This window comes from Mycobacterium sp. D16Q13, from assembly GCF_002013375.1.
GTDB lineage: Bacteria > Actinomycetota > Actinomycetes > Mycobacteriales > Mycobacteriaceae > Mycobacterium.
In genome coordinates this window covers 113302-137395 of the sequence record NZ_MAEW01000014.1, presented here as the reverse complement: position 1 = coordinate 137395, position 24094 = coordinate 113302, and the positions used below count along the sequence as shown (strand labels likewise).

The 24094-nt window shown below is 64.9% G+C and carries 20 protein-coding genes; 5 read left to right on the top strand and 15 right to left on the bottom strand.

The window, feature by feature from the left end; genetic code table 11:
• Nucleotides 1-11: 11 nt before the first annotated feature.
• Genes B4400_RS15970 through lspA form a run of 4 tightly spaced genes read right to left on the bottom strand, consistent with a single transcriptional unit; the run spans nucleotide 12 to nucleotide 3646 of the window.
• On the bottom strand, nucleotides 12-1127 hold the full coding sequence (locus tag B4400_RS15970; RefSeq protein WP_078312023.1) for an FAD-dependent monooxygenase: 1116 nt from the start codon (nucleotides 1125-1127) through the stop codon (nucleotides 12-14).
• Nucleotides 1128-1182: 55 nt separating this feature from the next.
• Complete coding sequence (gene rarD / locus B4400_RS15965) at nucleotides 1183-2097, bottom strand: EamA family transporter RarD (RefSeq protein ID WP_078312022.1); 915 nt, start codon at nucleotides 2095-2097, stop codon at nucleotides 1183-1185.
• Nucleotides 2094-3011, bottom strand: coding sequence for an RluA family pseudouridine synthase (locus tag B4400_RS15960; RefSeq protein WP_078312021.1), 918 nt, complete (start codon nucleotides 3009-3011; stop codon nucleotides 2094-2096). The genes rarD and B4400_RS15960 overlap by 4 nt, the downstream gene beginning before the upstream one ends.
• A complete protein-coding gene (gene lspA, locus B4400_RS15955) occupies nucleotides 3008-3646 on the bottom strand; it encodes a signal peptidase II (protein WP_078312020.1) in 639 nt (212 codons plus the stop codon). The genes B4400_RS15960 and lspA overlap by 4 nt, the downstream gene beginning before the upstream one ends.
• Before the next feature lie 98 nt (nucleotides 3647-3744).
• Here lspA and B4400_RS15950 point away from each other — a divergent pair, with 98 nt between their 5' ends.
• Nucleotides 3745-4662, top strand: coding sequence for an asparaginase (locus tag B4400_RS15950; protein ID WP_176112820.1), 918 nt, complete (start codon nucleotides 3745-3747; stop codon nucleotides 4660-4662).
• On the opposite strand, the gene B4400_RS15945 is transcribed toward B4400_RS15950, so the two are convergent.
• Entirely contained in the window at nucleotides 4627-5994 is a 1368-nt protein-coding gene (locus B4400_RS15945) for a DNA polymerase IV (RefSeq protein ID WP_078312082.1), read from the bottom strand. The genes B4400_RS15950 and B4400_RS15945 overlap by 36 nt on opposite strands.
• 161 nt (nucleotides 5995-6155) lie before the next feature.
• Between B4400_RS15945 and B4400_RS15940 the strand changes: the two genes are divergently transcribed.
• Complete coding sequence (locus tag B4400_RS15940) at nucleotides 6156-6725, top strand: class I SAM-dependent methyltransferase (protein WP_212566656.1); 570 nt, start codon at nucleotides 6156-6158, stop codon at nucleotides 6723-6725.
• Between the two features lie 8 nt (nucleotides 6726-6733).
• On the opposite strand, the gene ileS is transcribed toward B4400_RS15940, so the two are convergent.
• Both ileS and B4400_RS15930 read right to left on the bottom strand, forming a co-directional pair.
• Nucleotides 6734-9955, bottom strand: a complete 3222-nt coding sequence (gene ileS / locus B4400_RS15935) for an isoleucine--tRNA ligase (protein WP_078312017.1) — start codon at nucleotides 9953-9955, stop codon at nucleotides 6734-6736.
• Between the two features lie 213 nt (nucleotides 9956-10168).
• Nucleotides 10169-11425: an MFS transporter gene (locus tag B4400_RS15930; protein ID WP_078312016.1), complete on the bottom strand. Its 1257-nt coding sequence runs from the start codon at nucleotides 11423-11425 to the stop codon at nucleotides 10169-10171.
• A 91-nt stretch (nucleotides 11426-11516) separates the two neighbouring features.
• Here B4400_RS15930 and B4400_RS15925 point away from each other — a divergent pair, with 91 nt between their 5' ends.
• Nucleotides 11517-12389, top strand: coding sequence for a LysR family transcriptional regulator (locus B4400_RS15925; protein ID WP_078312015.1), 873 nt, complete (start codon nucleotides 11517-11519; stop codon nucleotides 12387-12389).
• A gap of 15 nt (nucleotides 12390-12404) precedes the next feature.
• Entirely contained in the window at nucleotides 12405-13457 is a 1053-nt protein-coding gene (locus tag B4400_RS15920) for a putative nucleotidyltransferase substrate binding domain-containing protein (RefSeq protein ID WP_078312014.1), read from the top strand.
• Here B4400_RS15920 and B4400_RS15915 read toward each other — a convergent pair.
• From B4400_RS15915 to mutA, 4 genes are read right to left on the bottom strand one after another with little or no spacing between them, the layout of a single operon-like run.
• Complete coding sequence (locus B4400_RS15915) at nucleotides 13446-14030, bottom strand: 3'-5' exonuclease family protein (protein WP_078312013.1); 585 nt, start codon at nucleotides 14028-14030, stop codon at nucleotides 13446-13448. The genes B4400_RS15920 and B4400_RS15915 overlap by 12 nt on opposite strands.
• 9 nt (nucleotides 14031-14039) lie before the next feature.
• The gene (meaB, locus tag B4400_RS15910; protein WP_078312012.1) at nucleotides 14040-15020 is read right to left on the bottom strand and encodes a methylmalonyl Co-A mutase-associated GTPase MeaB; all 981 of its coding nucleotides are present in this window, start codon (nucleotides 15018-15020) and stop codon (nucleotides 14040-14042) included.
• A complete protein-coding gene (gene scpA / locus B4400_RS15905) occupies nucleotides 15020-17299 on the bottom strand; it encodes a methylmalonyl-CoA mutase (RefSeq protein ID WP_078312011.1) in 2280 nt (759 codons plus the stop codon). The genes meaB and scpA overlap by 1 nt, the downstream gene beginning before the upstream one ends.
• 1 nt (nucleotide 17300) lies before the next feature.
• Nucleotides 17301-19130, bottom strand: coding sequence for a methylmalonyl-CoA mutase small subunit (mutA, locus tag B4400_RS15900; RefSeq protein WP_078312010.1), 1830 nt, complete (start codon nucleotides 19128-19130; stop codon nucleotides 17301-17303).
• A gap of 181 nt (nucleotides 19131-19311) precedes the next feature.
• Here mutA and B4400_RS15895 point away from each other — a divergent pair, with 181 nt between their 5' ends.
• On the top strand, nucleotides 19312-20043 hold the full coding sequence (locus B4400_RS15895; protein WP_078312009.1) for a TVP38/TMEM64 family protein: 732 nt from the start codon (nucleotides 19312-19314) through the stop codon (nucleotides 20041-20043).
• Here B4400_RS15895 and B4400_RS15890 read toward each other — a convergent pair.
• The 4 genes from B4400_RS15890 to B4400_RS15875 form a co-directional block, all read right to left on the bottom strand.
• Nucleotides 20040-20414, bottom strand: coding sequence for a DoxX family protein (locus B4400_RS15890; protein WP_078312008.1), 375 nt, complete (start codon nucleotides 20412-20414; stop codon nucleotides 20040-20042). The genes B4400_RS15895 and B4400_RS15890 overlap by 4 nt on opposite strands.
• Nucleotides 20411-20779, bottom strand: a complete 369-nt coding sequence (locus B4400_RS15885) for a DoxX family protein (RefSeq protein WP_078312007.1) — start codon at nucleotides 20777-20779, stop codon at nucleotides 20411-20413. Before B4400_RS15885 ends, B4400_RS15890 begins: the two co-directional genes overlap by 4 nt.
• A gap of 274 nt (nucleotides 20780-21053) precedes the next feature.
• Nucleotides 21054-22775, bottom strand: coding sequence for an Nramp family divalent metal transporter (locus tag B4400_RS15880; protein ID WP_078312006.1), 1722 nt, complete (start codon nucleotides 22773-22775; stop codon nucleotides 21054-21056).
• The gene (locus tag B4400_RS15875; RefSeq protein WP_078312005.1) at nucleotides 22772-24076 is read right to left on the bottom strand and encodes a magnesium transporter MgtE N-terminal domain-containing protein; all 1305 of its coding nucleotides are present in this window, start codon (nucleotides 24074-24076) and stop codon (nucleotides 22772-22774) included. The genes B4400_RS15880 and B4400_RS15875 overlap by 4 nt, the downstream gene beginning before the upstream one ends.
• Nucleotides 24077-24094: the final 18 nt, after the last annotated feature.

Sequence of the window (24094 nt, the reverse complement as noted above, 5' to 3'; positions counted from 1 at the left end):
CACCCCGCACATCACCTCAACGGATTTGTCGACGAGCCCCGGGGCGGTGGTGGCACCCACCGCAGCACTCGGTCCATCTGTCGTAGGGACATACCCCGCGTGGTCCGCATCGCCACATCACGCAGTGGAGTTAACAACGGATGCGACACGAGCCCCATGGCGCCGAGCCGGCGAGAATCGCGTGCGATCCGCTGCGTTCGGCGTCGGCGCAGCCTGTCGTATGCCCGCATGTCTGGGTAGACCCGGGCCAGGGTGACGGCATCCTCCAGCGCCTGGCACGCTCCCTGCCCGATGTTGGGCGTCATCGCGTGCGCCGCATCGCCCAAAAGCGCAACCTTGCCTTTTACGAAGGTTTCGAGGTTGGGCAGGTCATAACTGTCATGCTGCAGAACGCCTTCAGGACCGACCGAATCCAGGAGGTGGGCCACCGGCGCCGGGAATTGCCGAAAGGGGTCGAGGGACAGGTTCGGATTGCCCGGCTCGGCCGGTTGGAATCCATAGCAATAGGCACGCCCACCGGACATCGGGAAGTAGCCGAAACGGGCCCGGTCGCCCCATAGCTCAAGTTGGGACCGCGGCTGCTGGTCACCGAGCGGAACCGTGACGAATCGGGTGATGGAGTAGCCGGTGTATCGCGGCGGCCGCGCCTCCGGCCAGAGCGCTCGGCGCGTGACGCTGTGGAGCCCGTCGGCGCCAATCACCAGGTCGAAGAGGTGGCGTTCGCCGTCGGCGACGACCTCGCCGTCGAGTCCGACTCCGGTCACCTTGGTGCCCAACGCCGTTTTCTCGGGTGGCACAGCCCGCGCCAGGATCCCGACGAGTTCCTTGCGATGGACCACGCAGGTATCCCCGAACGCCTCGAAGTACCGCGCGCCGGGCTCGAACAGCCGTTCCCCGGCCCGGGTGAGAAATGCTCCGCTGCAGTGGTGGACCCCATGTGCGCGCACTTCCGCGCCAAGACCGAGCTCGTCGAGCGCACGCATCGCGTTGGGCCACACACTAATACCGCAGCCGACCTCGGTGAACCGCTCACGCTGCTCAAAGAGCGTCACCTCGTGGCCCGCCTGGCTCAGACTGATCGTCGCGGTCAGTCCCCCGAGCCCGCCCCCGATGACCGCAATGCGCACAACGCGACGCTAGCCCGCTGCGCCGCGATTGTGCCCCGACGATGTTCGGTGTGTGTCAGGTCGTGGCGAGCTGTGTCCGGTGCGCCCTGAGCACGGTGTCGACCGTGAAGATCGTCAGCGCCGCCCAGATCAGCGCGAAGCCCACCCAGCGTTCCGGCGGCATCGCCTCATGCTTGACCAGCACACCCCACAGCATCTGCAGCGTTGGCGTTAGGTACTGCAGGAGTCCGAGAGTCACCAGCGGAATGCGTTGTGCCGCAGTACCAAACAACAGCAACGGCAGCGCCGTCACCACACCGCTGAGCACCATCAGCGCGGTGTGGCCGTGGGTGTAGCCGAGGAAATGCTGCTGACCGTTGACACCGAGGAACACCAGGTAGACGAGGGCGAATGGCGCCGCGACGATGCCCTCGGCGGTCAGGCTCACGCGTGGATCGACGGTCACCGTCTTTTTGATGGCTCCGTATCCGGCGAACGAAACGGCCAGTATCAATGTGATGACCGGCAGCTGCCCGTAGTTCACCGTGAGCACCGCTACCGCGATGAACGCCAGCACCAGCGCCAGGAGCTGCCATCTACTGAGCGGTTCCCGAAAGATCAGGACACCCAACAGCACCGTCACCAACGGATTGATGAAGTATCCGAGTGCGGCGTCGAGCACGTGCCCGGAGTTGACGGCATAGATGTAGACACCCCAGTTGAGGGCGATGAGAACTGAGGCGCCGACAAGGAGGCCCCAGTTGTGCCTTCCCATCGTGATGAGGTCACGTAACCGCCGGGAGACGGCGACGACGATCACCATCAGCAGCAGTGTCCAGATCATCCGGTGCGCCAGGATCTCCAGCGCGCTCGCCGGCTCCAGCAGGGGGAAGAATGCCGGAAACAATCCCCACATCACATAGGCGCCCGCACCGAACAGGTATCCGGACTTCAGGCGGTTCTGGTCAGGCGTCGTGACGGCCCCACTCATCGCAGGATGTCGAGTGCGTGCGCCAGATCCTCCGGGTACTCGCTGGTGATCTCCATCCAGCGGCCGTCTCCCGGGTGGGTGAAGGCCAGCGATTTGGCATGCAGCCATTGACGTTCCAGCCCAAGCTTGGCGGCCAGCGTCGGATCCGCGCCATAGGTCAGATCGCCACAGCAGGGGTGTTTGATGGCCGAGAAATGCACCCGGATCTGGTGGGTGCGACCGGTCTCCAGGTGCACGTCCAGCAGGCTGGCCGCCACAAACGCCTCAAGGGTGTCGTAGTGGGTGATGGAATGGCGTCCGTCTTCGACGACGGCGAATTTCCAGTCGTGACCCCGATGCCGCCCGATCGGGGCGTCGATGGTGCCGCTGGACGGGTCCGGGTGTCCTTGGACAAGAGCGTGATAACGCTTTTCGACGCGCCGGTACTTGAAGGCGCGTTTGAGCTCGGTATAGGCCTTCTCCGACAGCGCCACGACCATGACCCCGGATGTCCCGACGTCCAGGCGGTGCACGATTCCCTTGCGTTCGGGCACACCGGATGTGGTCATCCGGAAACCGGCGGCCGCGAGCCCGCCGAGCACGGTGGGACCAGACCAGCCGACAGAGGCGTGGGCCGCGACGCCCGCGGGTTTGTCGACGGCCACCAAATCGTCATCGGCGTACAGGATCTTCATGCCCTCGATGGCCTCGACCCGATTCTCCGGCGGGGCCTTGGGCTCGGGGAGCGTCACTTCCAGCCAGGTACCTGCGGTGAGTTTCTCGGACTTGGCGACCACGACACCATCCAGAAGCACGGCACCCTCTTCGGCGAGGGTGGCCGCAGCCGTGCGGGACAAGCCGAGCAGGCGCGCCAGCCCGGCGTCCACGCGCATACCGGCGAGGCCGTCGGGCACCGGCAGGGAACGCGAGGTCATGACGGCTTGGTCTGGGAAGTTTGCGCGTCGGCGTTCTCGGTGTCCACCTGGTCGCTCTGATCCTCGGCCGGGCGCTCGCCCGCCGCGCTCACCTCGCTCGATGCTCCGCGCGTCGAGCGCTCGTCGCTGTCGTAGTCGTATCCGAACAGCGAGAGCGCGACCAGCAGAATCGCTCCACCCACCACCGCGGGGTCGGCGACGTTGAAGACCGGCCACCACCCCACCGACAGGAAGTCGACCACATGGCCGCGTAGTGGTCCGGGGCCCCGGAAAAACCTATCGATGAGATTGCCCAGCGCACCGCCGAGAATCATGCCCAGACCGATGGCCCACCATGTGGAGACCAACCGGCGGCCGATCAGCAGGATTCCCACGACGACCGACATCGCGATGAGGGTCAGCACCCAGGTGTAGCCGGTGGCAAAGGAGAACGCGGCACCGGAGTTGCGTACCAGCGTCCAGGTGACGGTGTCGCCAATGATCGGTACCGGCTTGCCCGGCTGCAGCAGTTTGACGGCAAGGACCTTGGTGACGACATCCACCGCGAGCACCACCGCCGCCACGATGAGCAGCAGTTTTATCCGCCGCTTGGGCTTCGGGGCGGTCTCGGGCTCGTCACTCACGTCACCCATCATCCCCTACTCAGGGGGGCACGCCACGCACCCTGTCTGCGATGATCGCCGCTGTGCCCGATGTTGTTCGCCCCAGAGGCTCGTCACCGACCCTTGTGCTGTTGACCACCGGCGGAACCATCGCGACCGCGGTAGGCAGTGATGGCATCGCCCGCCACCGCAGTTCGGGAGACGACCTGCTCGCCGCCGCGGGACACGGCAATGTCGCCGTCCACGATCTGATGGCCGTCGACAGCGCGGAAATGACCCCGCAGCGCTGGCAACAGATCGCCGCCGCGATCCGCGGACATATCGCAAGCGGGGCCACCGGGGTTGTCCTCGCGCACGGCACGGACACGTTGGAAGAGACCGCGCTCTGGCTCGCGCTGACGTGCGCGGTGCCGGTACCCGTCGTTCTCACCGGGGCGCAGCGCAGTGGCGACCACCCAGAATCCGACGGGCCGGGCAATCTGCGGGATGCGTTGACGGTGGCCGCGAGCGGTGAGGATCTGGGTGTGGTGGTGTGTTTCGCCGGACAGGTGTATCCGGCGCTGGGCATCCGCAAGGTCGATCTGGCAGCGCCCGCCGGCTTCGCCGGTGTCGCCCCCATCGGTCATGTGCGCGACGGCGTGTTCGTACAGAGCGGCGATGCACCCTCACCGTTCCTCGGCACCGTGACCCGCGCCGCGTTACCCCGCGTCGACATCGTGAGCCTCTACCCCGGGGCCGACGGGGCGGCCGTCGACTCCTACGTGCGCGCCGGCGCACAGGGCCTGGTACTGGAATCGATGGGCGCCGGTAACGCCAATGACGTTGTCATCGAATCTGTTTCGCGTCAGATTGAGAATGGAATCCGGGTCCTTGTCACCACCCGGGTACCGGGTGGTGCGCTGGCGCCCGGCTACGCGCCGGGGCAGAAACTGGTAGATGCCGGTGGGGTGATGGTGCCCCGGCTTCGATCCGGGCAAGCCCGCGTGCTGTTGATGGCGGCCCTGGCCACCGGATCAGATCTCGTCTCCGTCGTGGAGCGGCTCGGCTGACTCACCCGGCCAGTCCAGACTCGCCACCGGGTCAGCGCGGGTGACACCCGGGTCGTCGACGCCGAAGGTGCGCGCGATGCCGGGTCCGCTGCTTCGCGTCTCGAATCTCACGGTCATGACGCCATGTCCGGTGCCCTGAATCCAGCCGTGGCCATACTCGGGATGGAGGACGTCGTCACCGATACCCCAGCTCGTGGCGCTCGGCTCGGGCGCCGCGGCGGACGGGGCCTCGTCGGTCTCGGCCACCGATTCGGTCTGGTCCAGATCCGGAAACAGTGAGGTCTGCTGAACGTCGGAGAATCCCGAGAATCCCACGCCGACCAGGCGAATGGGGCCAATCTCGACGGGGTCCAGGAGCAACCGGCGTGCCGCCGACATCAGCACGGCACGTTCGGTGGTGGCATAGGGCAGCGTCGCCGACCTGGTCAGGATGCTCATGTCCGAGCGGCGCAGCTTCACGGTGACGGTGCGTACGCCGCGACCGTGCTTGATGAGCCGCCGATGTGCGTGCGCTCCGATCGGTTCGATGGCCTCACGTAGTTGATCGAGAGTGGTCAGGTCATCGGCAAAGGTGGATTCCGCGCTGATCTGTTTCGTTTCGGCACGTTCGGCCACGGGGCGTTCATCGACACCACGTGCGAGCTGGTGCAGGGCGGGGCCGATCGTGCCGCCCAGCACCGAGGCCACCTCGCTGGTCTGCAACGCCGCTAGCTGACCAATGGTATTGATTCCCAAACGATTCAGACGTTCCTCCGCCACGGGCCCGATCCCCCACAATTTGCGCACCGGGAGATCGGCGAGCAACGAGCCTTGTTCCTCGGGCGGGATGATCCGCACCCCGTCGGGTTTGGCCAATCCCGATGCGATCTTGGCAAGCTGCTTCCCAGACCCTGCCCCGACCGACGCGGTGAGCCCGGTTTCGGCGAGCACCCGTGAACGAAGCTCGCCGATGTACTCCGCCACGGTTTCGGTTGTGGCCCCGGACAGTTCAACGGGCTCGCCGAAGGCCTCGTCGAAGGACAGCTGTTCGAGTACCGGGATCATCGAACGCACCGTCGCGAACACCCGCCGGCTGGCGACGCCGTACACCGCGCCACGAGGCGGCAGAACCACGACGTTGATGCCGACCAGTCGTCGCGCCTGATGCATGGGCATCGCCGAGCGGGCACCGAAAACGCGGGCCTCATAGCTCGCCCCGGCCACCACTCCCCGGCCTCCGGTACCGCCCACGAGGACCGGACGATCCCGCAGGGTTGGCCGGGTCAGCTGCTCGACCGAGGCGAAGAAGGCGTCCATGTCGAGGTGCAGAACCCATCGACCGGCAGCACACACGCGATCATCGTATGGCGCAGGTCGGACGCCACCCTGCGGGGCGACACCGATCGAGCTCAGCATGCCGAGTGGACACCATGACCTGGGTGCGTGGCCGAACCCCGACAAGAGATGGCCGAATCACGCTACTCGGACAGCCGTATCGTCCCTAGCCTGGTCTCATGGCAATGAATTTGGTGCACCGTTGGTGTTGTAGCTCGGAGATGTGGGCACGTAAGACCGAGTCGCAGCTCCTCCCGTGGGCGCTGCAGGGGGTCGAGCTTGGCGAGGACACCCTGGAAATCGGTCCTGGCTATGGCGCGAATCTGCGGGTGCTGACCACACGCACCCCCCGGCTCACCGCGGTGGAGATCGACGAGACCATGGCGTCGCGGCTGCAACGGCTCTACGGCGATCAAGCAACGGTGATCCAGGGTGACGGCACCCAGCTCGGTTTCGACAACGACCGCTTCAGCTCCGTGGTGTGCTTCACCATGCTGCACCACGTCCCGACACCCGATCTTCAGGATGAGCTGTTCGCACAGGCACATCGGGTGCTGGCCCCGGGCGGTGTTTTCGCCGGCAGCGACGGTGTGCATTCCGCGTTCTTCCGGCTGCTGCACATTGGCGACACCTACAACCCGGTGCCCACCACGTCGCTACCGGATCGCCTGCGCGCAGTGGGTTTCACCGACATCGAGCATCACCTCGACGGGGGTAACCAGCGCTGGCGCGCGGTGAAGGCCGCGTAGGCCCGGCGCTAACCCACCGCCTTTTTCAAGGACACCCGGACCCCGTCGCCGATATCGGTGGCGGGCGTCTGGGCGTTCTGGCCGGCTTCGCCGATTTCCAGTGTCGTGGCCAGGATTTCGCCGGCGATGAGGTCGCGGTGACGTTCCGCCCAGGGACGACGGTCCTCGGGTACATCGAGGATGACCTCGATACGGTCGGACACCTCCAGACCTGTCGACTTGCGAAGATCCTGAAGCTCTCGGATGAGATCGCGCGCCCATCCCTCGGCCTCCAGCTCCTCGGTGACGGTGTCATCCAGGATGACCAGTCCCCCGCCCTCGGGAAGCGCCGCCGTGGAATCCGGCTCCGCGGCCACCAGTTTCGAATCGAACTCGCCCTCCCGCAGGGTGATCCCGGCAGCGACAACGGTGCCATCTGCCTGCTGAGCCCAGTCGCCGGCCTTGACCGCACGGATGACCGTTTGCACCTCCTTGCCCAGCCTCGGGCCCGCGGCACGTGCGTTGACGGTCAATTCGAACTTGCCGTAGCCAGCGATATCATCAGTCAGTTCCACAGATTTCACGTTCAGCTCATCGGCGATAAGGGCCGCGTAGGGCTCCAACCGCTTCGGGTCGGGCACCGCGACCGTCAGTTTGAGCAGCGGCAGGCGCACCCGCAGCTTCTTGGCCTTACGCAACGACGAGCCCGTCGATGCGACCTTGCGCACCTCATCCATGGCGGCCACCAGATCGGGATCCGCAGGCAGCGCCGATTCGGGCACCCAATCCGTGAGGTGCACGGACCGCTCCCCCGTCAGTCCCTTCCAAATCACCTCGGTGGTCATCGGCAACAGCGGTGCGGCCAGGCGGCACGTCGTCTCCAGCACGGTGTGCAAGGTGTCGATAGCATCCGCGTCCTCGTCCCAGAACCGCGAACGTGACCGGCGCACATACCAATTGGTCAGTGCATCGGTGAATTGACGCAGCTGTTCACACGCTCCCGAAACGTCGCAGATATCCATCGACGCGGTGAGGTCATCGCGAAGCTGCGCCAGTTTGGCCAGGATGTACTTGTCGAGCACCTGCGTCGAATCGGTGCGCCACGTGCCAGGTCTGGACGCATACAGCTGCAGGAAGCTCCATGCGTTCCACAGCGGCAGGATCACCTGCCGGACGCCCTCGCGAATGCCCTGCTCGGTGACGATCAGGTTGCCGCCGCGCAGGATCGGCGACGCCATGAGGAACCACCGCATCGCATCGGAGCCGTCACGATCGAATACCTCGTTGACATCCGGGTAGTTACGCAACGACTTGCTCATCTTCTGGCCGTCGTTGCCCAGCACGATGCCGTGCGACACACAGGTTCTGAACGCGGGCCGGTCGAAGATCGCGGTCGCCAGCACGTGCATGACGTAGAACCAGCCGCGAGTCTGACCGATGTACTCGACGATGAAATCGGCCGGGAAATGGTTTTCGAACCACTCAGCGTTCTCGAACGGATAGTGCACCTGCGCGTATGGCATGGAGCCCGAGTCGAACCAGACATCGAAGATGTCCGAGATGCGCCGCATGGTGGACTTGCCGGTCGGGTCGTCCGGATTGGGCCGGGTCAGCTCATCGATATACGGCCGGTGCAGGTTCGTCGGACGAACCCCGAAGTCGCGTTCCAGCTCGTCCAGACTTCCGTACACGTCGATGCGCGGATATGCCGGATCGTCGGACTTCCACACCGGGATCGGAGTGCCCCAGTATCGGTTTCGAGACACCGACCAATCGCGTGCACCTTCCAGCCACTTGCCGAACTGACCGTGCTTGACGTGCTCGGGGTACCAGGTGATCTGCTCGTTGAGCTCCACCATCCGGTCCCGGAACTCGGTCACCTTGATGAACCAGGACGACACCGCACGGTAGATCAACGGGTTTCGGCAGCGCCAGCAGTGCGGGTACGAGTGGTCGTAGGTTTCGTGCCGCAACAGCACGGCGCCGTTGGCGGCAGCGGAACCGGTGCCGTTCTTGAGGTCCTTGATGATCTGCGCGTTGGCATCGAACACCTGCTGACCCACGTAATCAGGCACGGTGGCGTCGAATCGGCCCTTCGAATCGACAGGGGTGACGGGGGTGATCCCTGCCTTGTCGGTGACGTTCTTGTCTTCTTCACCGTAGGCCGGGGCCATGTGCACGATGCCGGTGCCGTCCTCGGTAGTGACGTAGTCACCCGAGAGCACCGTGAAGGCGTTCGGCGACGCGTCCTGCTGGAAGTACGGGAACGGCGGCAGGTACCGCATGCCCAACAACTCGGCGCCGGTGTAGGTGTCCAGCACTGTGGGCTCTTCACCAAGCTCACGGGCGTAGGACCCGACCCGCGCCTGCGCGAGCAGGTAACGGTCGGCGGTGCCGTCGCGGCCTTCGGCCGCAACCACCGCATAAGTCACCTCGGGGTTGACCGCGACCGCCAGGTTCGACGGTAGCGTCCAGGGGGTTGTGGTCCAGATCAGCAGGCGGGCACCGTCGAGCACCGCCCACCGGCTGTCCGCATTGCCGGCGATCCGGTATCCCACGGTGACCGCGGGATCCTGACGGCTCTGATACACGTCGTCGTCCATGCGCAGTTCGTGATTGGACAGCGGTGTCTCGTCGCGCCAGCAGTACGGCAGTACGCGGTATCCCTCGTACGCCAATCCCTTGTCCCACAACTGCTTGAACGCCCAGATGACCGACTCCATAAAGGTCGGGTCGAGCGTCTTGTAGTCGTTGTCAAAGTCCACCCAGCGCGCCTGCCGGGTGACGTAGTCGCGCCATTCCTTGGTGTAGCGCAGCACCGACTCGCGGCAGGCATCGTTGAACTCGGCGATGCCCATGTCGTCGATCTGCGATTTGTCGGTGATACCAAGCTGACGCTCAACCTCCAGCTCGGCGGGCAAACCGTGTGTGTCCCAGCCAAATCGGCGGTCCACCTGGTACCCGCGCATGGTCTGATAGCGCGGCACGATGTCCTTGACGTACCCGGTGAGCAAGTGCCCGTAGTGCGGCAGCCCGTTGGCGAACGGAGGACCGTCGTAGAAGACGTATTCCGGAGACCCCGCACGGTTGGCGATGCTGGCACGGAAGGTGTTGTCCGAGTCCCAATAGCGCAGCACCTGCTCCTCGAGCGCAGGGAGATTCGGCGATCCGGTGCGCTGATCGGCGCCGAGATCGGTGCGCGGGTACGCGTCCGGTCGCTCGCCCTGATGCTCTTCGCCCGAGGGGCTCATCGCGGTCTCCCTGTGCTCGCTGGCACGGGGACGATGGGACGCCGTCGGCGTACCTCCGCGGTACCACCCCGCTTGCCCCACGCTGTCGGGGCCTCTCGCAACGGCTGTAACGGGCCTGCCCGTCCGGTTCTACTGGGTTATCCACGCTGGGCACGGAGCTTTTCTTCCGGAGACTCCCCGGTGATGGCCGGATCGGTGTCTATGACGCCAATTCTATTCGGGTGCGTTGATATGGCCAAACCGGTTTCGGAGCACCATCACTGCGGCCAGTACCAGGGCAATCGTCAACAACGCGCCCACAAAGAGCACCGTCAATCCCCAGCCACCTGCTTGGTAAGCCAGACCGCCTGCGGCCCCGGCCACCGAACTGCCGAGGTAGTAAGTGAACAGGTACAGCGCGGACGCCTCGGCGCGGTCGCGCTGCACGACGGCGCCCACCCACCCGCTCGCGACGGTATGGGCGGCAAAGAAGCCCGCGGTGAACACACCCACGCCGATGATCACCGCGCCGAGTGAATCCGGGATGGTCAGCGCGAGTCCGATGGCCGTGACGGCGACCGCCCCGATGAGAACCAGCCCCCGACCGCGGCGGTCCGCCAGCCGTCCGGCCACTGCCGAGGACACCGTCCCCGCGAGATACAGCAGGAACAGCAGTCCGGCGATAGCCGTCGGAAGCCCGAACGGAGGCGCCACCAGGCGGTAGCCCAGATAGTTGTACACGGTGACGAACCCGCCCATGAGCAGGAAAGCAAGCCCGAACATGATGAGCAGAACCGGGTTACGCAGGTGCGTGCCGAGAATCCTCATCGTGGTGCCGACCCTGACCCGCTTGGGCACGAAGAACTGCGACCGCGGAAGCAGCATCGCGAAAAGCACCGTGCACACCAACGTCATCGCACCACTGCCCAGTAGCGCTATCCGCCAATTGCTTACATCGAGCACCGAGGACGCCACCAGCCGTCCGGCGAGTCCACCGACCGTGGTGCCCGCGATGTATCTGCCCATCGCCGAACCCAGGGAGCCCGGGTGCACCTCTTCAGCCAGAAATGCCATTGCCACTGCCGGAATTCCAGCCAGCGCGACACCTTCCGCCGCGCGGCCGATCAACAACACCGCGAAGGTGGGGCTGGCCGGTAGCAGCAGCCCGATGATCGTCGTCGCCATCGCCGAGACCAGCATGACCCGGGTGCGCCCGTACCGTTCCGAGAGTGCGCTCGCCGGAATGATCGACAACGCAAGCATTCCCGTGGTCACGGAGACAGTCAGCGCGGCGGCGGCGGGGCTCACCCCGAAATCCGCGGAGAGCGCCGGAAGCACCGCCTGCGTGCCATAGAGAGCGGCGAAGGTCGCGAGCCCGGCGGCGAACAGCGCGCCGGTCAGACGCCGATATCCGGCAGTGCCCGTTTCATGGGGCACCGGATCTGCGGCGCAGATAGCCGGACTGCTCTGGGTGCGCGGAGCCATCGTCATGGATCTAGATGCTCCCCCCGACCCGGCATATCGCGGAAATGAGTGATTCAGCGATCTATAATTTATTTCTGACATATAGCGAGGTGGAAGCATGGCGGATGGTGATTACGAGTGGTACATCACACTCGCTGAGCGGCAGAACGTCACCGCGGCCGCCGAGCAGCTCCAACTCGCCCAGCCCACGCTCACCCGGATGCTGGCCAGATTGGAGCGTCGCCTTGGCGTGCAACTGTTCGACCGGCACGGTAAGCGGCTCACACTGAACCCGTCCGGACGGATCTTCTACCAGCACGCCCGGCGCGCTCAGATGGAACTGGACTCTGCTCGTCGCACCATCAACGACCTCGCCAATCCCGCCGAAGGTGAGATCCGCCTCGGATTCCTGCACACCTTCGGCCCCACACTCGTCGCCCGCCTGATCGCAGGCTTCGCCGCGGCGTCGCCGCACGTACGGTTCGTGCTCGAGCAGGGCGCCGCCGGCAGCCTCGACGACCTCGTCGCCAACGGCGATCTTGACGTCGCAATCGTCTCTCCGCGCCCTCGCCGCGCAAATCTCGGGTGGCGCAACCTCTTCCGGCAGCGTCTCGGTGTCGCCGTACCCACAAACCATCGGCTCACACAGGCCGAAGACGTGTCGATGGCCGACCTTGCCGATGAACCCTTCATCGGGATGCATCCGGGATTCGGCATGCGCCGACTCCTCGAAGAGTTGTGCGCCGCCGCGCAATTCCAGCCACGCATCGTGCTCGAATCGAGCGATCTGACGACGGTGGCGGGCTTGGTAGCCGCGGGCCTGGGCATCGCGGTGCTCCCCGTGGACGCCACCACCTACCCGCCCGACCTCAGGATGTTGCGCCTCGTCGACGCCGACGCGCACCGGGACGTCGGCATCATCTGGAGCTCCGGGCAGCCACTTTCGCGCCCGGTCCGGGATTTCATATCCCACGCCATTGCCTCGACGTAGGCCACAATCATCCTCATGTCTGCCGATGTGCCGCCCGCGCACGGGATCGCCCAGGCGATAGCGCAGATCGACACCGCCGGCGACGAGGCCGAGTTCTGCACCGCAGTGGGTGCGGCGCGGATGGTGATAGCCCTCGAGGTGCGGGTGCGCACACCGGAGGCGGTCCTCGCCGCTGCCTGGTCCGAAGCGTTGCGGCACAGCATCCGCACGGCCGCACGACTCGTCACCGGTGGGGTGGATCCGGGCTGGACCTGGTTTGTTTCGGGAAGCGTGGCCCGAGGCGAGGCCGCACCCGGTTCCGATATCGAGACGCTGCTCGCCATCGACGACGCGGTCGATGCCGACGGTAAGACTCACCTGATGGAGCTGGCCGCGCAGGTGCACGCGATGCTCGAACGCGGCGGCATCGGGAGCGATTCCAATGGCGTGCTGGCGAGCCGCGGCCGATTCTGCCGCCGTACCTCCAACTGGTTCGAAGGAATCGAACGCTGGTGCGCCAACCCGCCCGAAGATCGCGGCGTTGTGATGGCGGGTCTGATGGCCGACTCGCACGGGGTAGGCGCGGGATCGTTGTTGTCTGACAACGCTCTTCGCACCAAGAATGCCCGCTGCGCACAGCGCCACTACCCCATCCGGCTTGCCATGCTTCAGGATGCGGTGGCCGTGCGCGCCGGATTCCCTTCGCGGTTGAGGATATTCGCGACACAATCAGACACCGTCGATCTCAAGATCGCGGCGATCGATCCAGTGGTCAAGATCGCGCGCTGGGCAGCACTGTCCGCCGGAGCCGATGCACTCTCGACACCCGAGCGCCTCGACGCCGCCACGGCAGCCAACATCCTGGACGCCGACGACGCCACGACACTGCGGGATTGCTTCGCGTGGCTTCTTCGATTTCGGTGGCGGTCTCGGGCCACCGCGTGGCAGGACGGAGAGCACATGTCCGACACCGTCTCGCTGTCTGCCCTTGCCCCGCAGGAACGTGCGACGCTGCGCTCCGTCGCGCGCGAGATCGCCGGCATCCGCCGCAAGCTGATCTACCTGTCGTCGACATCCTCATTCAGATAGTCGGTCGTACCAGCGCATGGCCCAGCGAGCATCTCCCAGGGCCGTGTGCCGCTGCCCGGCACTGGGGGTCTTCACCCCGAATTGCAGCGAAAGGTTCGAGTAATCGGCATCCGGTATCAACCCGCGTTCACGGATCCGTGCCGCCGTGACGGCGACCACGTCGACCAGAGCCGGATTCCACGCTGGGCTGACTCCGTGGGCAAGGAACATCCGCGTCAGGCACTCGGCGTCGAATTGAGGTATGACCCCGACGATGGTGGCTCCCGCCGTCCATTCCTCAACGAGCGAAACAGCTTCCGCCGCGCGAAGAACGCGAGGGAACTGCAGCGGCCTCAAGCGCACTTGCGGGTGCCGCTTGTGGAAACCGCTAATCTCAAGGCCCGCGGGATCCGCCGATTCCAGGTCCAAGTCCTGGACGTCCACGCACAAGTGCAGCTGACGCTGACCGGCCTCGGTGCGTCGGATGATCGCCACTTCCCACGGCTGGCGCTCACGGTGCAGCCCTGTGGTCTCCGTATCGAGAAAGACCAACGGAGTTGAAGGTCTGTCGGATTCACCAGCATCGCCACCCATGCGAGGCGCCTACGAGCTCAGGTTGAGTAGCCGCTCGGCCGCCAGCGCAGGCGTCAGGGTGCCCTCACGCACCTGCTGCTCGATATCCGCGCGCGCGGACTTCACATCCGGTGCGTTGAGCACCCGATCCAGTACCGCGTCACGCACCATTGCCCACATCCAGTCCACTTGCTGGCGGCGGCGTTTGGCCTCAAACTCCCCCGCCTCGGTCAGCACCGCGCGATGCTTCAGCACCGTGTCCCACATCTCGGAGACCCCGCTATTCTCCAGCGCACTCATGGTGAGAACCGGTGGGCGCCATAGGGTGTCGTGCGGGTAGATCAGGCGCAGCGCACCCGACAACTCCCGCGCCGCCTTCTGCGCCTCGATGGCATGCGCACCATCGGCCTTGTTCACCACCACGATGTCGGCGAGCTCAAGCACACCCTTCTTGATGCCCTGCAGCTGATCTCCGGTGCGCGCCAGCGTCAGGAAGACAAAGGTGTCGACCATGTTCGCGACGGTGACCTCGGACTGCCCCACGCCGACGGTCTCGATCAGGATGACGTCGAACCCGGCCGATTCCAGCAGCACCACCGTCTCCCGGGTCGCCCGGGCGACCCCGCCAAGCGTGCCCGAGGTCGGCGACGGCCGGATGTAGGCATCGGGATGTACCGACAGCCGGCCCATCCGGGTCTTATCGCCCAGAATCGATCCGCCGGTACGCGTCGACGACGGATCGACCGCCAGCACGGCCACCCGATGCCCCTGCTCAATGAGGTACATACCGAGGGCCTCGATGGTGGTGGACTTTCCCACCCCGGGCACACCGGTAATACCCACACGCAGGGCGTTCCCGCCGTCGGGAGACAGGTCCAACAGCAGCTGCTGGGCCCGTGCACGGTGATCCCCGCGCGTCGACTCGACCAGCGTGATCGCTCTGGCGAGCGCCGAACGATCCCCTGATCGGATCAGAGCCGCCAGATCATCAGGTGACTGTTTTTCCGGCATCAGACGAGGTCGTAACCGAGCCGCTCAGCCAGCTTGTGCAACAAGCCAATCGCGGCCTCGGAGATGACTGTTCCCGGAGGGAAGATGGCCGCCGCTCCCGCCTCGTACAGTTCGTCGAAATCTCCGGGCGGGATGACACCGCCGACGACGATCATGATGTCGGGACGCCCGACATCCGCCAACGCCTGTCGCAACGCGGGCACCAACGTCAGGTGACCCGCGGCCAGCGAGGACACCCCGACAACATGCACGTCATTGTCGGCCGCCTGGCGTGCGACCTCTTCCGGTGTCTGGAACAGCGGACCCACGTCGACGTCGAAACCGATATCGGCGAAGGCCGTTGCGATCACCTTCTGCCCGCGGTCGTGGCCGTCCTGGCCCATCTTGGCGACCAGCACACGCGGCCGGCGGCCATCGGCGTCGGCGAACTTCTGCACCAGCTCTGTCGCTTGCGTCACGCTGCTAACGGCGCCGTCCCTTCCCACCTCGTCGCGGTATACCCCGCTGATGGTACGGATTTCGGCCTGATGACGACCATAGACCTTCTCCAGCGCGTCGGAGATCTCCCCGACGGTTGCCTTGTGGCGAGCGGCATTGATGGCCAGCGCCATCAGGTTGTTACCCAACCCGTCTTCCCCGGCACGGCTGGAATCGGCTGCCGCCCTAGTCAGTTCTTCGAGTGCACGTTGCACTGCGTCGTTATCGCGCTCGGCGCGCAACTGCTGCAACTTGGCGAGCTGTTCGGTGCGCACCCGCGAGTTCTCGACCTTGAGGACCTCGATCTCCTGGTCCTCGGTCACCTGGTACTTGTTGACGCCGATCACCGGCTGACGGCCCGAGTCGATACGTGCCTGGGTACGTGCGGCGGCCTCTTCGATGCGAAGCTTCGGAATGCCCTGATCGATGGCCTGCGCCATTCCGCCGGCCTCGGTGACCTCCCGAATGTGCTCGCGGGCACGGGATGCGAGCTGATGCGTCAGCCATTCGACGTAGTACGAGCCACCCCACGGGTCTATCGGCCGACAGGTACCCGACTCCTGCTGGATCAGCAGCTGAGTGTTGCGCGCGATACGCGCCGAGAAGTCGGTGGGCAACGCCAGCGCCTCGTCCAGGGCGTTGGTGTGCAACGACTGGGTGTGTCCCTGGGTTGCGGCCATCGCCTCGATACAGGTGCGCGCCACGTTGTTGAATACATCTTGCGCGGTCAGCGACCAGCCGGAAGTCTGCGAATGCGTACGCAGGGACTGCGATTTGGCGCTCTTCGGATCGAACTGCGCGACCAGCTCGCTCCACAGCAGACGCCCGGCCCTCAGCTTGGCAACCTCCATGAAGAAGTTCATGCCGATGGCCCAGAAGAATGACAGGCGCGGAGCGAAGACGTCGATATCCAGGCCGCCCTCCAGCCCTGCCTTGATGTACTCGACACCATCGGCGAGGGTGTATGCCAGCTCGAGATCGGCTGTGGCACCGGCCTCTTGGATGTGATAGCCCGAGATTGAAATCGAGTTGAACTTGGGCATCTTGGCACTGGTGTAGGAGAAGATGTCCGAGATGATCCGCATCGACGGCTTCGGCGGGTAGATGTAGGTGTTGCGGACCATGAACTCTTTGAGGATGTCGTTCTGGATGGTCCCGGCCAACTGTTGTGGCGACACACCCTGTTCTTCGGCGGCCACCACATAAAGCGCCAGAATCGGGAGCACCGCGCCGTTCATCGTCATCGACACCGACACCGAGCCCAGATCGATGCCGTCGAAGAGCTGACGCATATCGAGAATGGAATCGATGGCCACACCAGCCATTCCGACGTCGCCCTGCACCCGCGGATGATCCGAGTCGTATCCGCGGTGGGTCGCCAGGTCGAAGGCCACTGACAGGCCCTTCTGACCCGCGGCGAGGTTACGACGATAGAAGGCGTTGGATTCGGCGGCCGTGGAGAAGCCCGCGTACTGGCGGATGGTCCACGGCTGATTGACGTACATCGTCGGGTAGGGCCCGCGCAGGAATGGCACCTGGCCCGGGAACGTATCCAGCGGATATCCCTCGGCCCGCACGGCTTCTCGGTCCGCAGCGGTGTAGACCGGCTTGACGGTGATCGCCTCGGGTGTCTCCCAGTCGAGCTGCTCGCGGGTGTATCCGTGCGCGCCCGCAGCCTCTGCCACGGCGGCCTCTACGGCCGCGGCATCTGGGGCGATCGACACGCGCTCACCGTGTAGCGGCACGTCGGCGAAACTGCCCAGGGTGCCGGCAGATACCGAACGATCCGTGAGGTCAGTCATGTCACGCCCCCAACTTGGTCAAGATGGCCGAAAGAGCTTCGACAGCATTGATTTTCATGGTCAGGTAGCCATCAGGGCGCGACGTCTCCGCGACCTCCCCTACTGACTTCTCGGGCCCCGCGAGATAGACGTCGGTGACCCCCGCCGCCCTCACCGCATCGACAACGGCACCGACCTCGGCCGCGTACCGGGCATCCGTTCCACACATGACGACGACACGCGCTCCCGAATCCGCGACCGCAGCGGCGACCGTTCCGGCATCGAGCACGCCGGGGTTGACGGCCTCGATGCCGCCAGAGGCCAGCAGGTTCGAGGCGAATGTGGTGCGCACGTTGTGCTCGGCCAGCGGACCGAGCGGAATCAGTAATGCGGCCGGACGCGCACCCGATGCGGCCAGTGCGGCATCCGAGCGGTCCCGCAGGGCCTCGAAATCGGCCGCGTACCGGTAACCCTCTGCAGGCTGTGGCGGCAGCGGTACCTCTGCCAGGTTAGGGAACTCGTTGACTCCCGTCACCGAGGTACGCCGATGCGCGATGTCCTCGGCACGCTGTGCGCGCGTCGCGGCGATACGCTCCCGAATCAGATCGGCGGACGCCTCGAATCCTCCTGCGCCCTCGATCTCGGTGAACAGCGACCACGCCTGCTGGGCAAGGGTTTCCGTGAGATCCTCGATGTACCAGGAGCCGCCGCCCGGGTCGAGCACCCGACCGACATGAGACTCCTCGATGAGCAGCAGCTGCGTGTTCCGGGCGATCCGCGCGGAGAACGCCGGCGATACCGCATCCAGTCCGCCGGCAATCGCGTCATCGAACCTGCGTACCCGCACGCTGTCCGCACCACCCACTCCGGCACCGAAGGCGGCCAGCGTAGTGCGCAGCATGTTCACCCACGGATCGCGCTGGGCCATCATCGGTTCGGAAGTCACCGCATGCATGAGGGCGCCGCCACTTTCTGGCGCGCCCGCGACCTCGGCCACGCGGGCCCAGAGCACCCTGGCGGCGCGGAACTTGGCGATCGACAGGAACTGATCGTCGGTGGCGGCGAAGCGGAAACTGATCTGCCGCAGCGCTTCCGCGATACCCAGACCCGCATTCTGCAGCAGCCGCAGGTAGGCGACCCCGGCGGCTACCGCGACCGCGAGTTCCTGGCTGTCGCTGGAACCCAGCTCGTGCGCAATCGTGCCGTCGACGGTGATCGCGTGGATCTGCTCGGCCCGTGCGCTCCCACGCTCGGCCAACACCACCGTCTCATCGGTCGATACGCCCGACCGGCCCGCGAACGCATCACCGAGCGGATCAGCACCGAGATCGACGACAACCCCGGCGGTGTTTCCCTCGTAACTATCCAGGACGGCGAAAATCGCCTGTGCCACCCCGGTCAACTCGGCGCCGGCTTCCACCTGGAGGGGAGCTAGGTCGAGATACACCCCCTGCAGTGCGCGTCCCACCGCCTCTGGTGTCAGACCTGCCAGCACGATGGCGCTGGTCCCCTGCTCGAGCGCATCGAGAATGGCCTCGTTCACGAGGGCAGCATCGGTGCCGATCGCGCCATCGAAACGCTCAGCGACCTTCCACCCGCTGTTCACATCGCGCCGCGGGTCACCACCGCGCACAAAGGGCCACTGTCCGGGTAGCGACGACTCGGGAAGCTCGTCGAGTGCTGTGTACAGCGGGCGGATCGCTATCCCGTCATATGTCGGCGAATCGAGCAGTCGCTCGGGGTCGGCGGGCAGATCCTCGACCGCCTTACGGGTCGACTTGGCCAAGACTCCGGCGACGTTCTTCTGCCACCGCGCGAAGTCACGTCGAATCTCGGGCACCTCAACAGTCACCAAACTGCTCCCTGCTGCTCGTCGTCGAGCGACATATATGGCACTCCATGCCGAAATGCCTATCACACTTAGTCATCAGGCTAAATGACGCCATCGACTACTGCCCAGTACGGGGGCGTGGCCGCCGCTGCACCCGTGTCCTGTCCCCTTCGTTCATCCGGGCTCCGTAGGCTTGACGATCATGGGATTCCGGCAGGTCTGGGGCGCGGGCGTCGCGATGGCGCGACGGATCCCGCGACGTCAGCTGCTGTGGACCGGTGTGGCCGTTCTCATCGTGGGCGCGGCCCTGCTGTTTCTTCCGCTGCCGACCGCCCTCCAGATGAGGGATTGGGCTGGTGAGCTCGGCCCATGGTTCCCGCTCGCCTTCCTGGCCGCGCACACCATCGTGACGGTGCTGCCCTTCCCGCGCACCGCCTTCACCCTCGCTGCCGGGCTGCTCTTCGGAACGCAGCTCGGTGTCCTGCTGGCGGTCGTCGCAAGCACCGCGAGCGCCGTCTTGGCGCTCTGGGGGGTGCGCGCGCTGGGGTGGAAGCTCAGCGCGCTGCATCACCGCCCGGCGGTGAAGAGCGTTGACGAGCAGTTACGCCGTCGCGGATGGATCGCGGTGATGTCGATGCGGCTCATCCCGGCGGTACCGTTCTCGGTCCTCAACTACGCGGCGGGCGCCTCGGCCGTACGCGTGGTGCCCTACACACTGGCCACCTTCGTCGGTCTGCTCCCCGGCACTCTGGCTGTCGTCGTGCTCGGTGACGCACTCACCGGTCACATCAGCGGCACACTCTTCGCGGTCTCGTTGGCGACATCAGTGGTCGGCATTCTGGGCATCCTCTACGAGATCCGCCGCTACAAGCGCACCCACACCGAGATCGCCAGTCCTGAGACCTCCGACGAACCCGAACGGGTCGGCGGCTAGGCGGTAGGTTTCCGCTCCTCGAATCCCTTGCCCGCGAGGACGGCGAACCACACCAACAGGCTCGCCGCCGGCAGCGCGTGGAGCACCTTGTCGCGCACCCGTATATGCGCCCCGACCGCGAGTGTGAAGTAGATGGTGAGCATGAACGTGGTCAATCGGCCCAGCGCCGCCCACCGAATACCGCCGATGAGCCCCGCTGCCGACGCCAACTTGACGACCGGCAGGACCCACCAGATCCGTTGCGGCAAACCCACTTTCTCCAACGACTCTTTGATGGGCCTCATCGGACGAACGCAGACCGCGGCGTCAGCGGCCTGGATGACCGCTAGGGCGCTCAACACTTTCGGATTAGCCAAAAGCCGCTCTGTCATGACGATTTCGCCGCCAATCCCCTGGCGGCCAAGACGCCGTATGTGGTGAGCAGTGTCGAGGCCGACATCGCGTTCAGACCGATGTCACGTGCCCGCACGTGCGCGCCGACCGCGAGACTGAAGTAGACGGTGAGCATGATCAGTGTGAGCTTCGCCAGCCAGGGGAACCGGATTCCGCCTATCAGTCCCAGCGCGGATGCGGCCTTGATCGGCGCGAAGATCCATCGGTTGTGTTGCGGATAATGCACGTCGTCAAGACATTTAGCCACATAGGGAACCGGCTGGACGCAGAGGACCGCATCCACAGCCTGGAAGGAACCCAGCAAAGCGAGGACTCGGGGAGATATGAAAGCGTCATTGCTCATAGCCTCAGTGAACCACTACTACACCACGTCGTCGATAGGTCTGCCGATTCTGCCTAGTGAGGAGCGTGCGCTCCGAGAGAAGCGGAAATGACCGCCAGCGGCGAGTGGGCCAGTTGCATGTTGGCGCGCTCCTGCGGGGTCAACTGATGGCGCTCCCAGAAACGTCGTAACGCGCGAATACTCATGCTTTCATTGGACGCGGTCGCGCCGAGACAGTCCAGCGCGACCGCGTATTCCCAACGATTTCATTACGCATTGCCAAAGGTAGTGTCGCTCAACTCCCGTGCGCGAGTTGAATTGCCTTCACCACCAACAGAATGGCGCCCACAACCAGATACCCCCTAAGCGCGAGCATCCCCAGTTTGGTGCCCGGACTCCAAGAGACCGGTTCGAGCAATGCCAGCGGCGGCATGCGCCAGGTCCGCGGGTCAACGCCCTCGAGGGCCTTGTTCATCGCGGCGACCGCCGGATCAGCGCGTTGTCTCCCCGATGCCCACCACAGACCAATCCCGACCAGCGCCGCGAGTATCGCGACGCCTACGGCCAGGTCACCGGCGACCTGTACGACGTCCAGATCCGGGAACAGCGTCGTAGCCATCAAGATGCCGGAAAGGAACAGCAGCACACCGACGATGAGTCCGGCCACAACGTTGAGCCACCCCTTGTTGACCCACGGCCCCAACACCGCCTTGTCATTGCACAACAACAGCAGGAACACACTTGCGCTGGGCAAGAGCAGGCCGGCCAGTGCTTGCACCGCGGTAGTCATGAGCCCGAGCGGGGCATTCGGGATCAACACGATGGCCGCTCCCACACCGACCATCACCGTGTACGACAGATAGAACGGTTTGGCGTCCTTGAAGTTGCGGTGCAGAGAGTGCTTGAGCCCAAAGGTGTCACCGAACGCGTAACTGGTGGCCAGGGTGACTGCGGCCGCTCCGATGATGGACGCATCCAGCAGGACGATGGCAAAAATCTTGCCCAACAACGGCTGAACCTGCCCCAGCCAGTCGGCGATCATCCCCGCATCGCCAGCGTCGCCCCATTTGTCCGGGCCCGAGTTGCCAGTCGCACGGGCCGCATAATCGGCCGTCATGACCAGGGCGGCGGCGCCGATCACTACGACGAGTGATCCGATGACGGTGTCGGCGCGTTCGTACCCGATGAACCGCGGCGTGATGCGCTTGTCCACGATGTTGGACTGCTGGAAGAACAACTGCCACGGCGCGACGGTGGTGCCCACCATCGCGATGATCAGTAGCACAGCACCCGAACTGATTCCGCCGTCGACGCCCGGCACCACGAAACCGTGGGCGGCCCTTCCCCACTGCGGATCTGACATCAAAAACATGGGGATCTGCAGCAGTGTGATCACAATGAACACGAACATGGCGCGCTCCCACCGGCGGAAGCTACCGGTGGCCATGATGAGAATCAGCGCGATTGCGGCGAGGGGCACCGTGTAGTACTTCGAGACTCCCAGGTACTCCGAAGCCAGTGCGACACCGATGAATTCGGTGACAAGAGTCAGGAAGTTCAGGATGAACAAGTCGCCCACGGAGAACCAGCCCCAACCACGACCGAACCGTTCGTTGATCAGCCGTGCATGTCCGACTCCGGTGACCGCTCCGAGACGAACCACCATCTCCTGGTTGACGATAAGAACAGGGATGAGCAACAAGAGCACCCACAGCAAGCTGTACCCATAGCTCTGACCGGCCTGCGCGTACGTCGCAACACCACCCGCATCGTTGTCGCCGACCATGACGATGATGCCCGGCCCCAAGATGGCGGCCATCGTCGCCATCCGCGTTTTGAAGGTGCGTGCCTGGCCAGGATCGCTCACACTGATCTTGCCGAACGCACCTTCGATATCACCCAGATGGGCCGAATCAAGGACGGCGCTCCTTGGCTGGGCCGTAACTACTTGTGCCGCAGCACCAACGCGGTTGTCCGGGCTTTCCGTGGAGGCGTCGACGATTCCGTTTTCGCTCATGGCGTGGCTCCGTCCTGGCTCGACGCGACCTGGCGTACCGGACGCGGGGCGGGCTCACGACGACGCCAGTCTTCCGGGATAAGCGCGGCCAGCACATCGTCATAGGTCACGACGCCGAGCACCTTGTCTCCCTCGTCTACAACGGGAATCAAGGCAAGGTTGTAGTCGGCCATGAGCAGTGCGACGTCGGTCAGGTCAGCCTCCGGGGCGACGCGCACCGGATCGTCGTCCATGATCGATTGCACGGCAGCATCAGGACCGGCCTGCAAAAGCCGGATCACCGACACCACGCCCACCAGTTCACCGTTATCGGAAATCACGTGCACCTTCAGGAGTGCCTCCGGCTGAAGGGATTTCGCCGCAGAAATCGCATCAAGAGCATCACCGGCGGTGCTACCGAGCACGCAGGAGATAATGTCGACATTCATCAGACCACCGGCCGACTCGGGGCTGAACCCCATCAACGTGATCACCTTGGTACGTTGCGGTCCCGGCATCAGGTCCAAGACGGCACGCCGACGCGACTGCCGCAGATCGAAGATCGCATCGGCAGCGTCGTCGGCGCGCATCCGGCCAAGGAGAGCCGCCACATCGACATCGGACATGTCTTGGAACAGCTTGCTGGCCTTGTCCGAATCGAGTTCCTCGAACACATCGGCCTCGAGCTCCGGGTTGTCACGGACGCGGTCGAGGATCTCGCCACCCTCCTCCTTGGTGGCCTCCTCGAGCAGGTCGGCGATCTCGGCGGGCTTGAGCGTGTTCACCCTCCCCCCGACGCGGCGTGCCAGCAGCGACCCACCATGGCCGATCATTGGCTCGAATGCCTTCCAATCCCGACCGGCCTGGCCCGCACCGGCCTTGATCAGGCCGAAAAATCTTGCGGGACGGCGCGTATCGAGCCGGGCAAGTATCCATCCCTCGGCTGTTTCCACGAGCTCGATATCGTAGGCGTGCACCAGCTCGGCATTGTCCACGTCGATGAACCGATGGTCGAGCACGTCCTCGTCGAGCAGGTACTCGCCGTCGCGGCGTTCGAAGCCGCGCAGGTCAACCTTGTTCTTACTCAGTTCAATTCGATGCGGTGCCACGACGGAAATCACATCCGAGGATACGAATACCCTGCGCCCACCCATGTCGACCACGTACCCGGTGACGAGCGGATACTCATCCGACCCGCGGAACCGAACGATGACATCCTCCAGCCGGCCGATCGTGTCGCCGGAGCGCGCAACAACCGGAGCCTTCAACAGATCCGAGAATTGGATTACTCGCGGCGTCGCCGCCTTATTCGAAGTAGCCATGCCGACTCCTCAGCGTTT